We start from the raw sequence: 14,433 nt of genomic DNA, 5'->3' as shown, positions 1-14,433 counted from the left end.
AAATCATTCATTCAGAGGATTACATCATGCCCGTTGTACGCGTTAGCTGGTTCGAAGGTAAAGAGCACGCTCAAAAGGCTACTGTTGCGGCAGAGATCACTGAGAGCATCGTCAAAAACACCGGCACACCCGCCGAATACATCTACGTCATTTTTGACGATGTCGCGCCCTCGGATTGGGCAGGTGCTGGCAAATTGTTCGGTGAAGCTCCAGAAAAAGCCTAAATGTGACACCAAAACGAGTGCATCGGCGTTGCTAGCGATGCACCCTCTCAATGGGCTCAACAATGCCCTCGATGGATTACGCATCTATGCACCAGTTCATATCCTGTCTCTTCACCCTGGCCGTTAAACCTGAAGAATTTCAGGAATTCAAAGCACTGATCTCGAAAATCGTCGCAGCGACTAGAGAAGAACCAGGCACTCTAGTTTATGAGTACAGCGTCAATGAGGACGCCAACACCGTCCACATTCTTGAGCGCTATAACGCAGACGCTGTTGTAAGCCATGTCGATTTAACGTTTGCACCGTTCGGAGAGCGCTTTCTCCAGCTTTGTCAAGTTACCGGCCTGGTCGTATACGGCACACCAGATGCAGAAATTCGCAAGCGACTCGACCCGTTTGGCGCAGTTTATATGACACCTTTCGACGGCTTCAGTCGTTAACTGCATCGCTACGTACTTAGAGATAAACATGTCCACTATTATTGAAATCATCAAATCGCGTATTTCTGCTAACAACTACGACTCCGAGCGCACATTGAGCGACCAGGAGATTTCAAATCTGACCGACCTCGCGACTCACGCACCTTCGGCATTCAATCTTCAGAACTGGCGTTTCATCGCAGTGCGTAGCTCCGAAGCCAAAGCACGGCTGTTGCCGCTTGCTTATAGCCAGCAGAAAGTGATGGATGCCGCAGTGACGTTCATTGTCTGCGGGACACTGAACCCGCATGAGTCGCTGCCGTCTTCGTTGAAGCCAACACTGGACAAAGGGATTATTGATGAGGCGATTTACGACATGTGGGTTGGTGCAGCGAACGGGATGTACAAGGACAATCCTCAATTGCAGCGAGACGAAGCTATCCGTTCCGGCTCTTTGGCCGCTATGACATTGATGCTGGCGGCAAAAGGTCAAGGTTTGGCCTCAACGCCCATGATAGGTTTTGACGCTGCAGCCGTATCTGAAGCATTCAATCTGGCTGCGAGTGAAGTACCAGTAATGCTTGTCACCGTAGGCTATCCAGGGACAGCTAACTGGCCTCAAAAACCACGCAAAGCCGTCCATGACGTTCTCGAGCTTGTTTGAGTGCAAACACACAGGTCAAGCCTACGGATTTGTTCAATAGCCGTCACGGCAGCTTAGTTGCAGGTTGTCGTGGCCTATTGCAGTTCATTGGCGTGCCAGTCGGGATCATTGCATCAGATTGATCATGCGGTTCGCGCCCGCCTCTCCTCGCGTCGCCAAGGCCGTCCATGTACCTTGGCAAATCAGCAGTGCGATACGCCTTGCCGCTCTGATACATGCCCTGGCGGAGTTCAGCACCGAGTCTGGGAGTGCCTTCCATACCAATTACGTGCTTTATTCGGTATCAAAGCATGATGCGGGGATTGCCTAGGATCTGCTGGCATCTTTCAGACAGCTTGGCGACTTCATAGGCGTGACAGTTTTCGGCATGATGCTAGCCAGCTCCGATGCTGCGATCTTCACTGATGGTATGTCTAGGTTGATATTGCTGTCGGCTGGCGGTGCTGCATCGGTTTGAATATCTACGTCGCTCGCAAATCGCCGAAGACTGATAGCTAGAAGCGGTCGCCGCTAAGCCAGACCGCCTCTACCGTTTTGGATTCGAATGCATCGATCATTCAAGAAAGATTGTCGGGTCGGTTAGACAATATCATCTACTACACCACCGTCGACCCGGAGCGCCGCGCCTGTTGTTGCAGAGGCTTGAGGCGAACATACGTAGACGATCATATTGGCCACCTCATCGACGGTGGCTGCACGCTGGATAATCGAGCTGGGTCGATGCTCCATCACGAAATCCTTGACGACTGACTCCAATGCTTTGCCCGTGCGCGCCACCTCTTCCTGCATCATCTGCGCAACGCCATCGGACAGCGTTGGCCCGGGCAATACACTGTTTACCGTCACGCCACTGCCCGCTACTCGCTTGGCCAGACCGCGCGCCAATGCCAGTTGTGCCGTTTTGGAAACGCCGTAATGAATCATGTCGGCAGGTATGTTTCGTGCCGACTCAGACGCGATAAATACTACGCGCCCCCAGCCTTTTTCAACCATGGAAGGAAGCAGAGCGCGGCTCAGCCGTACGCCTGACATAACGTTGGTTTGCCAATAGTCATCCCAAACGTCATCGCTGGTGTCGAAAAAATCTTGAGGGCCGTAGATACCTGCGTTATTGACCAAGATGTCCACGGACTTCACTTCGCTCAGAACAGTCTCAACTCCCCCTTTTGTGCTTAGGTCTGCTGCTACGCCACTGACCATCGCTTCAGGCACTTCAGTTAATAACCGCAAAAGGGCCGCCTTCACCGATTCTTCGCTGCGACCATTGATGACAACATGAGCACCCGCCTGCGCCAGTCCTTTCGCGGTGGCAAAGCCGATTCCACCAGTAGACGCAGTCACAAGAGCTCGCTTTGTATCCAGCTGAATGTTCATTCATTTCTCCATCGAAAGAAGGGTATTCATCACCACTTCTTGTAGGCGCCCTTAGCATAAGCAAGGACAAACATGAACTCTAATCAACTGACAGTTTCGGATAAATGCCTGGTTTGGCGCATGACTTACAACAGGTCGTTTCGAAAGCTCGACCCAGTCGAAAGCCGAGCGGTTCAACTAGAGGCGCAGTTTGATCGACGGCTGCAAGCGTGGGTCATACATACGATCCCTTTCCAGGCATTTTGATACCGTAATGGTTCACTCGTCGGTACAGGGTCGCACGAGAGATTCCCAGCTCCTGAGCCGCCAACAAAGGCTTCCATCGATTGCGTACCAAAGCGTCGAATAAAATCTGTCGCTCAGGGTCACCACTAGAGGTCTCCTGAGCAAGAGAAGGGATGGCTACACCTGGTAATTCAGGTAGATCAGCTGCCCCTATGAGCGTCTCATCGGCGATAGCACAGGCATACTTCAAAACATGATGGAGCTGGCGTACGTTTCCGGGCCAATCGTAGTTGAGCAGCATTTCTAGCGCTGCATCGCTAAGACTGTAATTAACCCCTGCATGCTCCGACTCTTCATCCAGTAATTTGGTAATAATGGACAGCTTATCGCTCCTTTCGCGCAATGGAGGAAGGTCGAACCGCGCTCCATTCAAACGAAAGTAAAGGTCTTCGCGAAACGTACCGGCAGCCACCAATTTTGAAAGGTCACGATGGCTTGCGCAGACGATTTGAATGTCTACAGACTCCCTGCGCGCCGAGCCTAGCGGCGCAATCTCGCCTTCGCTCAGGACTCTTAGTAATCGAGTCTGCAGTGAAAGTGGCATGTCGCCAATTTCATCAAGGAACACTGTCCCACCGTCAGCCTGCTGCAGCAGACCACGTACTCCCTTGCTAGACGCTCCAGTGAACGCTCCCGCGCTGTATCCGAAGAGTTCACTTTCTATCAAGCCCTCAGGTATAGCGGCGCAATTGATGGCCACAAAGGGTTTGTCTCTTCGAACACCTGCATCGTGTAATTGGCGGGCAAAATAGTCCTTCCCGACTCCAGTTTCACCTTGGATGAGTACTGGAAGTCCTCGATCCTTAACCCGAACAGCTCGGCTCAGCGCATGGGCTAAGCGCTGATCGATATCCTGGCGGTTTGGCACACTCACAGTCATTGGACGGCGAGGTGCTTTCAATCGCACATATAGGTCGAGGAAAGGGATGTGGTGCAAGCTATCGTCGGTCGATGAGGGGAGCCGTACCGATGGAAAGGCTTCCGATATAGTTTGGGGAAGCTTTCCATGTCGTCGAACAAGGAGTCGTTTAGCCGCTGGGTTGAGTGCTCGAAGCACACCATCACTGTCCCAAGCAAAAAGAAACTCGGGCTGGCTGTCTACATACCCGACAAGAGCATGCGCTCTCAGAACCCAAAGATCCTGAGTGCTGTACATGAAAAATGCGTTTTCAATTTCTTTGGCACTTTGGATCACCATCTGACGGATCAGATGCTGGCTGCGGCGGTCATCCGGTGTGCCCATCGCTGAAACATCAATCACTGCTATCAGCTCGCCGGTGGGTGAAAAAATGGGTGCCGCCGAGCAGGTGATGCCAATGAATGCTGCTCGAAAGTGCTCATTCTTGTGAACAGTCACTGGTTCCTGATTTATCAGTACAGAGCACACTCCGGTGGTGCCCTCCTCACTTTCCGACCAACATGTACCAAGATCCATGCCCGAGCGCCGATATTCCCCTCGAATGCTGGACTCCACACGCATGTCGATGGTGCATCCCTGTGTGTCGGTCAACATTACGCAATAGTCGGCATCGCTGACACGGCCATGGAGCCTCGACATTTCATCGCCCGCAATCAGCAAAAACTCGTCCACTTGTTGGCGCTGCTGAGTTAACTGGAATGACTCAAGGATGCGTGGCCCCTGCAATGATCCAGGATCCAGATGATAGTTCTGCATCGATCGTCGCCACGAGTCAACGATGACGAAGGGTACGGGCAAGCTGGGCGCCCGATCGGCAGTACGCAAAACTCGACTCACATGGTCGACATGAGCCTTTGAGTAGCTAGAGGGCATGAAGGCCTCCGCGGGTAAATTATAATTTTTGTGTGGTCTCATTAAAAGCTGATACTGGTGCTGCGACAAGCCTTATCCATTTTGGCCATAGTGCTGAGACATAACATCTCAAGTTTCGCAGAGCCTCTCAGACTCCTATGAACATTATGTCTCCATACGGAAGTTATGAAAGAGCCAGTGCGCCACCAAAAAACTATACAAAACAATATGTTAAGCATTAACCAAAAACTTGGCATCCGCCTTGCTCTCTTCATCTCAGCGTCCCACACAAGGTGAACGCATCTCAAACAACAAGAAGAGGCAACACATGAGCCATACGACTTCTCTCGATTTTTCTCTGGCCGGTAAAATCGCTTTGGTGACTGGGGCCGGTCGTGGCATCGGCCAAGGCATTGCATTGAGCCTGGCTAACGCTGGTGCTGATGTTGCGGTAGCTGACTATGACATCGGCATTGCAGAAGAAGCCGCGGCCAAAATTCAAGCGCTTGGGCGCCGTGCAATCTCGTTGCAGGTCGATGTGGCCAATCCTGAAAGCGTGACTGAGATGATGTCTCAGGTTAAGGCGCAACTGGGACGTCTGGATGTGGCGGTTAACAATGCTGGGGTTGTCAGTATCGGCAGCGTCGCGGAGTTGGCCGTACGCGACTGGGATCGCATCATGAATATCAACGCCCGCGGTGTTTTCCTATGCTGCCAGGCGGAGGTGCGCCTGATGCTTGAGCAACAGGCCGGCCGCATCATTAACATTGCCTCAATCGCTGGCAAAGTCGGGTTCCCTGATCTCGCCCACTACAGCGCCTCAAAGTTCGCCGTCATCGGCTTCACCAATGCGTTCGCCAAAGAGGTTGCTCGCAACGGTATCACGGTCAATGCCCTGTGCCCCGGCGTGGTCGGCACAGGCATGTGGCGGGGTGAACAGGGTTTGTCCGCGCGGTGGAGCAATCCTGGTGAGACCGAAGAGCAATCTTGGGAACGTCACCAGTCAACCCTGCTTCCGCAGGGAGAAGCTCAGACAGTTGAAGACATGGGGCAGCTGGCGGTTTACCTCGCGTGTGCGCCTCACGTAACCGGGCAGGCCATCGCTGTAGATGGCGGTTTCTCTCTGTAGAGCAACCCCACGCAGAGTGCAGATGATGGTTGCAACCATCATCTGCTAAAGCACCCAAACACCTCTTTCGTAAAACGCATTTTTCTCGTCCTTCAATCGAGATAAAGGGCATCTGCTTGCCTGAATTTCCTGCCAGCTCGTTTAGAGCACCAGGAATCGAGGCAACCTATCAGGAGACAATAATGACAACTTCCGTTCTCGCAAAACGCTCCCTTGGAAGCGATACCATCCACTACGATGCGATCATCATCGGTGCAGGTTTCGGCGGGATATATATGCTGAAAAAGCTGCGTGATGAATTGGGTCTAAAAGTGCGAGCTTTCGATAAGGCCGCCGGCGTGGGGGGGACATGGTATTGGAATCGTTACCCAGGCGCGCTCTCGGATAGCGAGTCATTTGTCTACTGTTTCTCATGGGATCGCGAACTGTGCCAGGAGTGGAATATCACCACTCGCTACCTTACCCAGCCGCAGATTCTCTCGTACATGAACCATGTCGTCGACCGACATGATTTGGGCAAAGACATCCAGCTCGAGACTGCTATTTCCTCGGCAGAATTTGATGAGGAAACCAGCCGTTGGCTGGTAAGTACCGACGACGGCCATCACTACAGCACCAAGTACCTCGTAACTGCGCTTGGCCTGCTTTCGGCCACTAACATCCCTAAAATTAAAGGCCTCGACCAGTTCCAAGGAAAGAAGTATCACACCGCAAACTGGCCAGAAGATGCCGCTCTTGAAGGCAAGCGTGTAGGGGTTATCGGCACGGGCTCCACAGGCTGCCAAGTGATTACCGCAATCGCGCCCACAGTCGGGCACCTCACTGTTTTTCAGCGATCGGCACAGTACACCGTGCCTGTTGGAAATGGCCCGCTGAGCCGTGAGGCGATCGATGGCGTCAAACGTAATTACGATGCTATCTGGAAGCAGGTCAGAGATTCGCGCTTGGCCATGGGCTTTGAAGAAAGCGCCTTGCCAACCATGAGCGTTTCTGCCGAAGAGCGTGAGAAAATCTTCCAGAGCGCTTGGGACATCGGTGGCGGGTTCCGCTTCATGTTTGAGACATTCGGCGATATTGCTGTCGACGAACAAGCCAACATTGCAGCTCAAGACTTCGTTCGCTCCAAAATCGCGGAGATCGTCAAGGATCCCGAAACAGCGCGCAAGCTCCAGCCACGCGAGCTCTATGCAAAGCGTCCCCTGTGTGACAGCGGTTACTATGCAACCTTCAATCGTGAAAACGTCTCGCTGGTGGATGTCAAAGCCAATCCCATTGATGAGATTACCAGCAAAGGCATTCGTACCGCTGATGGTGTTGATCATGAGCTAGATGTGCTGATTTTTGCCACGGGCTTCGATGCCGTCGACGGCAACTACAAGCGTATCGACATCCGTGGCCGTGACGGCCAAAGCATTAAGGATCATTGGAAAGACGGCCCATCTAGTTATCTGGCGGTGGCCACTTCCAACTTCCCGAACATGTTCATGATTCTCGGCCCAAATGGCCCTTTCACCAATCTTCCTCCAACCATCGAAACGGAAGTGGAGTGGGTTTCAGATCTGATCGGATTCATGGAAGAAAACGAGCTGGAGTGCGTAGAGCCAGTCGAGGGCAAGGAACAGGAATGGAGCGAGATCTGCAGCGAGATCGCCAACCAGACGTTGTTCGCCAAGACCGACTCCTGGATTTTCGGAGCGAACATTCCGGGTAAACCCAACTCCGTTTATTTCTACATGGGTGGGCTCGGGGCCTTCAGGGAAATCCTAGACTCCGTGAAGCGTGAAGACTATCGCGGCTTCAAATTCAAACCCGTTAAAGCATCTAACCAATACGCACAGCAAGGCCGTCACTGACCATCAAAGGTAATCAGGTACTGGCCTGCATGGTCAGTACGCTGATCCGATAGGTTTTTGTGCCTGTAGAAAATTGGAGATTAAGTAGTGGAACTCAAAAATCCGGAACTGTTTCGGGAGCACGCTTACATCGATGGTGAATGGTGTCATGCGGACAGTGGCAACAACATCACTGTCGTTAACCCATCCACCAGCGCCATCATCGGACAGGTTCCTAAAATGGGCCGCGTTGAAACGCGTCGCGCTGTCGAGGCGGCTGAACGCGCGCTGCCTGCATGGCGTGAACTTTCGGCGAAGGAGCGCTCTGCAAAGCTGCGTCGGTGGTATGAACTGATCATCGAAAACCAGCTCGATTTAGCTCGGATAATGACGCTTGAACAAGGAAAACCTCTGACTGAAGCTCAAGGCGAGATTGTTTTCGGTGCTTCGTATATCGAGTGGTATGCGGAAGAAGCCAAGCGTATCTACGGCGACATCATTCCGGGGCAGACCGATCGCCGACTGATGGTTCTTAAGCAACCGATTGGCGTTTGCGCAGCAATCACTCCGTGGAACTTCCCGTCCGCGATGATCACCCGCAAAGCTGGCCCAGCACTTGCCGCTGGCTGCACAATGGTAATCAAGCCGGCCTCTCAAACCCCCTTCTCGGCGCTTGCACTGGTGGCACTCGCTGAGCGCGCAGGCATACCTCGTGGTGTCTTGTCCGTGGTTACCGGGGCTGCCGCTGAGATCGCGGAAGAACTGACAAGTAATTCTGCTGTACGCAAGATTTCGTTCACCGGCTCGACGGAAATTGGTCGTGAGCTTATGGCCAAGTGTGCGTACGACATTAAGAAGGTGTCACTTGAACTCGGAGGCAATGCCCCTTTTATCGTGTTTGAAGATGCCGACCTGGATGCCGCGGTACAGGGGGCTATCGCTTCCAAGTTCCGCAACGCGGGCCAAACGTGCGTTTGCACCAACCGACTGTATGTCCATGACTCGGTTTACGAGGCTTTCGTTGGAAAACTCGCTGCCGCAGTGAATGACTTGAAAATCGGCGACGGTTTCGGCGACGGCGTTGTACTTGGCCCGATGATCGACGGCAACGCAGTCGCGAAGGTGCAGGAGCACATCGACGATGCGCTAGAAAAAGGTGCTCGCGTCGTAACAGGGGGAGGCTCGCATCAGCTGGGCGGAAACTTCTTCAAACCTACTGTTCTGGTAGATGTCCCGGACAGCGCACGAGTTTCGAAAGAGGAAACTTTCGGCCCTCTGGCGCCAGTGTTCCGCTTCTTCGAAGACGCTGATGTCATCCGTCGAGCAAATGATACGGAATTCGGCCTCGCAGCCTACTTCTATTCATCGAGTCTAAGTCGCGCCTTCCGTGTGGGTGAGGACTTGGAGTACGGAATAGTTGGCGTCAACACCGGAATCATCAGCTCCGAAGCAGCTCCCTTTGGAGGTATCAAAGCATCCGGTATCGGCCGCGAGGGCTCAAAATACGGTATCGAGGACTATCTGGAGATCAAGTATCTCTGCCTGGCGGGCATTTAGACGTCCGAACCGCTACAGCGCACATGCCTCATCTGGCTATACGACCAGATGAAGCATCTGCTTCAAATACCTGAATCAAATGACCTCTCCTAAAGCAACTGCGCGCCGGCGTTGCAGCTGTTCGGGCAGAGAGTGCTGTGTCGTGAAAATCATAAAAATAAGGGCTCACCGACATGAACATGAAATGGCAACTGCCTTTTGGCATGGGAATTTTTGCATGCATCATCAACTCGGCTACCGCATCCCAATGGGCAACGGGAGATTGGGGTGGTACGAGAAATCAGCTCCTCGACAAGGGGTACGACTTCACTCTTGATTACACCGGTGAGGCAGCATCCAACCTGCATGGTGGCTATAACCACGACAATACGGCACGTTACACCGCACAATGGGCGCTCGGTACGCACCTGGATCTGCAGAAGATATTTGGCTGGAATGCTGCTGATTTCAAATTGACCATTACCGAGCGAAACGGTAACAACTTGTCTAATGATCGCATTAGTGATCCTCGCACCGGCCAGCTGAGTTCGGTGCAGGAGGTTTGGGGGCGTGGCCAAACTTGGCGGCTCACTCAGATGTGGTATCGCCAGAAGTTTTTTGACAACGCATTGGACGTAAAAATTGGACGCATGGGGATCCAGGAAGACTTCAACAGCTTTCCTTGTGACTTCCAGAGTCTTTCGTTCTGTAGCTCTCCAATTGGCAACGTGGTCGGAGATATCTGGTACAGCTGGCCTGTGAGTCAGTGGGGCCTACGGCTTAAGTACAACGTGTATCCTGATGTGGCACTCCAGGTTGGTGCATTCGAGCAAAATCCGTCCTACCTGGAGACCGGAAACGGCTTCAAGCTAAGCGGAAGTGGATCCCAAGGAATGCTATTGCCAGTAGAGGCAGTATGGAGTCCAGAGTTTGGTAGCGAGAAGTTGGCAGGAGAGTATCGTCTCGGTTATTACTACAGTTCTGCGAGTGCAAATGATGTGTACGAAGATACCAATGGAAACCCTCAGGGCCTAACCGGACAACCCTTTAAATCACGTGGCAGCAAGCATGGCTGGTGGGTAATAGCCCAACAGCAGTTGACCCATCGCAACGGCGATCCAACCCGTGGCCTCTCGATATTTGCCAGCCTGACGTTCCCTGATCAAGCGACGAGTCCCATCGACAGTTATCAGCAGATAGGTGTCGTATACAAAGGCCCTTTCGATGTCCGGCCTGAGGACGACATCGGGCTCGGTTTTGCGCGGATCCATGTCAACGATGATGTTTCCAAACGACAGAACCAACTCAACACGGTAAGCGGCATCACCAGTTACGATGATCCCAATTTCGTCCCCATCCAGCGCACTGAGTACAACATGGAGTTGTACTACGGCGTTCATGTTACCGATTGGGTGACCATCCGCCCGAACCTTCAATATGTTCGTCACCCAGGTGGCGTATATGAGGTCGATAACGCCTTCGTCGCAGGTTTGAAGATTCAGGCCTCATTCTGATTTGACCTTAAAAACGCTTATCCCTCGGATGAATGCCCCTCAGGCTTACGATCCCGTGTGCCTGAGGATATTCAAGAAAAAAGGACTGCTATGAACAATGCTGAATCCCCACCATCTTGGTTCACGGGGCGCTTTTTGGCGCTCGCGATCTTTACAGTGCTTCTCGGGTTAAGCGGCGTCGTACTTGCTCTAGGAGGCATACGCCTGATTAGCCTAGGAGGATCCTGGTACTACTTACTGGTAGGGGTTGGCATGTGTGCATCTGCCGCTCTTTACCTACGACGCAGCTCTTCGGCTTCGTATCTCCTTGGCTTCATATTTTTGGCCACAGTCATCTGGTCTTTGTGGGAAGCAGGCTTGCAGTTTTGGCCACTGGTACCTCGACTGGCGCCATTCTTAGTTATCGGTCTGCTGGCGGCGCTGGCACACCCATTGGTCAGCCATGGCAGACTGGTCAAAACCAGTCGAATCCTGGCTGGTGTCTTCGCTCTCGGCCTCATCTGGGGTGGCTACAGGCTTTTTACTCCCCAAGGAACCGTTGATGCTACCGACACCTCGGTTGATCCTGTAGCAACCGCGGCTGAGCCCGAACCAGGCGAGGCATGGCAGTACTATGGACGGACGCCACGCGGCACGCGCTTTGCTCCAGCCACCCAGATCAACCGTGAAAACGTAGATAAGCTGAAAGTAGCCTGGACGTTCCACACTGGCGATCCTGCCAACAAGTTTTCCGAGAATCAGAACACACCTATCCAGGTCGGCGACACTCTCTTTCTGTGTACTCCAATGAACAAAATCTTCGCTTTGGATGCTGACACGGGTAAAGAAAAATGGAGCTTCGATCCAAAACCTGCAGATACTCAAACTTGGAATCGCTGCCGAGGTATCGCGTATTACGATGCCGCCGCAGTGGCCACCCCCCTCACCTCCCCATCATCTACGGTTGTTTCTAAGGCCAAGAATTCCAAAGAGGTCATCGGGCACGTAGATGCAATCTGTACGCGCAGAGTCGTGCTGACCACTATTGACGCTCGGCTCATGCAGGTCGATGCCGATACTGGTAAGTCCTGTGAAGACTTCGGAACAGGGGGAACAGTAGATCTCAAAGTCGGCATGGGTGAGATCAAAAAGGCTTACTACTTTCCCACCTCGACGCCTACAGTTGTCCAGGATCTAATCATTGTGGGCGGCTGGGTGTTTGATGGTCGTGCTGTAGATGAGCCTTCTGGGGTTCTTCGTGCCTTTAACGCAAACAATGGCCAATTGGTATGGGCGTGGGATTTGGGTAATCCCATGATCATTAAGCTTCCACCTGAGGGCGAGACCTATACACGCGGCACACCGAATGTCTGGTCGACCCCTTCGTTTGACGAAACGCTGGGGCTGATTTACGTGCCGACCGGTAACCAGGAACCAGACTTTTGGGGGGCACATCGCACGCCAGCTGCTGAAGAATTTTCGTCTTCTGTAGTGGCCCTAGAGCTGGCGACCGGACGAGTTCGCTGGAAATTCCAAACTGCCCATCATGACCTTTGGGATTATGACGTCCCGTCGCAGCCTGCCCTGTACGACCTTCCTGATGGTGCCGGTGGGAAAATCCCAGCGTTGGTTCAGCTGACAAAGCGGGGGCAAATCTTCGTTTTGGATCGTCGCAATGGTAAGCCACTAACAAAAGTCGAGGAGTTGCCTGTCCCCCAAGAACACCAACAGGGTGACTGGGTGAGCAAGACCCAACCCTACTCCACCGGAATGCCGTCAATTGGTAACGAATCGTTGAGTGAGAGGCGCATGTGGGGTGCCACCTTTTTTGATCAACTGGCCTGTCGGATAGCATTTCGTAAATTGCGCTACGAGGGTGAGTTCACTGCCCCGACTACTACTGCTAGCCTGCTATATCCAGGCTACTACGGAGGCATGAACTGGGGCAGCGCTTCCATCAATGAAGACAAAGGCTATCTTTTCGTCAACGACATCCGCATGCCACAAGTTGTAAAACTGATCCCTCGTGAACAAGTAGACCCAGCTCACCTGGTACCGGGACATGGTGTTGGCAGCATGTATCCAATGGAAGGAACGCCCTATGTTGTCGACCATTCATCGCTGAATTCTCCGCTAGGAATTCCTTGCAACGAGCCGCCATGGGGAACCTTCTCCGTGATTGACCTGAAGACCCAAAAACTTGTGTGGCAACGTCCGGCCGGGACAATTGCAGATACGGTGGTCAACGACGTCAAGGCCCGTCTCCCTATCCCTTTGGGAATGCCTACATTGGGAGGAGCGGTGAATACGGCTTCCGGTCTGGTCTTCTATGCTGCGACTCAGGATTACTTCCTGAGAGCCATGGACATCAAAACGGGTAAGGAACTTTGGAAGGGGCGTCTGCCTGTTGGCGCACAGGCTACTCCTATGACCTACGTTTCACCCAAGACCAATCGACAGTTTGTGGTTATCTCCGCGGGCGGTTCACGTAACTCACCCGACCGAGGAGACTATGTCATCGCCTACGCCCTTCCTGCGGGCGATTGAAGGCACGCTGAAATGGTGCTCGCTTCACCTTTTGCAAGTGGGCACCTTACGTAACATGTTTAACTCAAGCACGTAATTTCCCTACCCAAGGTCTTTACGTGCCTATGCTATCCAAATCCATCCTGTGAGATGTGGTGATCTCACTCCACGACCTCATGTGACAACTTCACCCCCCCTTTGCTCAGTGTGTAATGGAATTTGCGCGCATCGCGTCCGCGTACCTCATAGTCGTTCCACTTATGTGATTGCTATCCATGAGCGCCAGCTGAAGACCCCCTGCATAAGCTAGGCGGGTACCCGTCGATACGGCAGTAGTTGCCCGATCTCACTTGCTCGCTGCGTTAGCAGTCGCGTCAGCATATCGTTAAGATACGCTAACCGCTGACTCCCTCTGGAACACTAAAGGATCTAGGATGACCAAAGCTAATGGTGTGGACGTCGAAGCGTACATTAAGGGTGAGATGGTTCTGCACTTTAGTCATATTACGTTGACCCAAAGGCGCACCGATGACCCCATGGTTTTTTTCGGGCCTGGGCAAGTACATCTTGATAAGGGGCAGCTAAAGTACGTGGTCTACCATACCTCCACTTCTGATGAGGCGAATCGGCATATGGCGATGAGTTTTTCAGGACAGGCGGGAGAGCTGGTAAAAGAGCATTCCCTTTTCGATTTTGAGGGCGTGGATGTTGCGGGGAAAATATGGGCTGCCAAGGGAGTGGATACCTCGGGAGGCGACTACCGTTCTGATTTTTGTGTGGTCGGGGGGACTATTGAGTTTCTCAGCTCTCGGCACGCATGCTCCGGAAGCCGCCAGAGCACTCTTCACCAAGTGTATTTTGACGACCCTCACTTCCCTTCTCCTCGGTTGTCGATAGCACCTAGCTTGGAGTTCGTATGCGGCGAATCCACCGTCACCATCACCAAAGATGAGTCTGGATGCGATGTAACTGTGCTGAATGGCGAGCTCAGCGACGGGTTCGCAAAGGCAGTCGAGAAGGCATTGAATGTGCTTAGTGGCGTTCGTCTACAACTGGGGGTCGCTGAAAAAGTTTGGGAGGGCCATTCCACTGTCGAGCTCTACTCAAGGGATATTGAGCTAAGGATGGTCTGAAGTAGTTGTGTATTTCTGGCTGACTTCAGCCCCTGCCGATTTTAAAA

At 52.8% G+C, this 14,433-nt stretch carries 11 protein-coding genes; 9 read left to right on the top strand and 2 right to left on the bottom strand.

Going from position 1 to position 14,433, the window contains the following annotated elements; all coding sequences use genetic code 11:
• The first annotated feature begins 26 nt into the window (after positions 1–26).
• The 3 genes from AC3I0A_RS28140 (at position 27) to AC3I0A_RS28130 (ending at position 1,307) form a co-directional block, all read left to right on the top strand.
• Positions 27–224, top strand: coding sequence for a tautomerase family protein (locus tag AC3I0A_RS28140; protein WP_053160521.1), 198 nt, complete (start codon positions 27–29; stop codon positions 222–224).
• Positions 225–310: 86 nt separating this feature from the next.
• On the top strand, positions 311–664 hold the full coding sequence (locus AC3I0A_RS28135) for a putative quinol monooxygenase (RefSeq protein ID WP_053160519.1): 354 nt from the start codon (positions 311–313) through the stop codon (positions 662–664).
• 28 nt (positions 665–692) lie between these two features.
• Positions 693–1,307 carry a nitroreductase family protein gene (locus AC3I0A_RS28130; protein ID WP_053160517.1) on the top strand — a complete coding sequence of 205 codons (615 nt, stop codon included), beginning with the start codon at positions 693–695 and terminating at the stop codon, positions 1,305–1,307.
• A 579-nt stretch (positions 1,308–1,886) separates the two neighbouring features.
• Here the strand turns inward: AC3I0A_RS28130 and AC3I0A_RS28125 are convergent.
• Both AC3I0A_RS28125 and AC3I0A_RS28120 read right to left on the bottom strand, forming a co-directional pair.
• Positions 1,887–2,681: an SDR family NAD(P)-dependent oxidoreductase gene (locus AC3I0A_RS28125; RefSeq protein ID WP_053160515.1), complete on the bottom strand. Its 795-nt coding sequence runs from the start codon at positions 2,679–2,681 to the stop codon at positions 1,887–1,889.
• Between the two features lie 214 nt (positions 2,682–2,895).
• Positions 2,896–4,758, bottom strand: a complete 1,863-nt coding sequence (locus AC3I0A_RS28120; RefSeq protein WP_053160513.1) for a sigma-54-dependent Fis family transcriptional regulator — start codon at positions 4,756–4,758, stop codon at positions 2,896–2,898.
• Positions 4,759–5,065: 307 nt separating this feature from the next.
• Between AC3I0A_RS28120 and AC3I0A_RS28115 the strand changes: the two genes are divergently transcribed.
• The 6 genes from AC3I0A_RS28115 to AC3I0A_RS28090 all read left to right on the top strand — a co-directional run bounded on the left by AC3I0A_RS28115 (position 5,066) and on the right by AC3I0A_RS28090 (position 14,386).
• Positions 5,066–5,866 carry an SDR family NAD(P)-dependent oxidoreductase gene (locus AC3I0A_RS28115; RefSeq protein WP_053160512.1) on the top strand — a complete coding sequence of 267 codons (801 nt, stop codon included), beginning with the start codon at positions 5,066–5,068 and terminating at the stop codon, positions 5,864–5,866.
• Between the two features lie 182 nt (positions 5,867–6,048).
• The gene (locus tag AC3I0A_RS28110; protein WP_489378782.1) at positions 6,049–7,719 is read left to right on the top strand and encodes a flavin-containing monooxygenase; all 1,671 of its coding nucleotides are present in this window, start codon (positions 6,049–6,051) and stop codon (positions 7,717–7,719) included.
• An 87-nt stretch (positions 7,720–7,806) separates the two neighbouring features.
• Complete coding sequence (gabD, locus tag AC3I0A_RS28105) at positions 7,807–9,255, top strand: NADP-dependent succinate-semialdehyde dehydrogenase (RefSeq protein WP_489378780.1); 1,449 nt, start codon at positions 7,807–7,809, stop codon at positions 9,253–9,255.
• 203 nt (positions 9,256–9,458) lie between these two features.
• Positions 9,459–10,748: a carbohydrate porin gene (locus AC3I0A_RS28100; protein ID WP_489378829.1), complete on the top strand. Its 1,290-nt coding sequence runs from the start codon at positions 9,459–9,461 to the stop codon at positions 10,746–10,748.
• Positions 10,749–10,838: 90 nt separating this feature from the next.
• Positions 10,839–13,274 (top strand): membrane-bound PQQ-dependent dehydrogenase, glucose/quinate/shikimate family, encoded by a 2,436-nt coding sequence (locus AC3I0A_RS28095; protein WP_489378779.1) that lies wholly within the window; start codon positions 10,839–10,841, stop codon positions 13,272–13,274.
• Positions 13,275–13,687: 413 nt separating this feature from the next.
• A complete protein-coding gene (locus tag AC3I0A_RS28090; protein ID WP_489378777.1) occupies positions 13,688–14,386 on the top strand; it encodes a hypothetical protein in 699 nt (232 codons plus the stop codon).
• The last annotated feature ends 47 nt before the right edge of the window (positions 14,387–14,433 follow it).

Source organism: Pseudomonas sp. KH_024_B2 (genome assembly GCF_057839965.1).
This window is presented reverse-complemented; position numbering and strand designations above follow the sequence as displayed.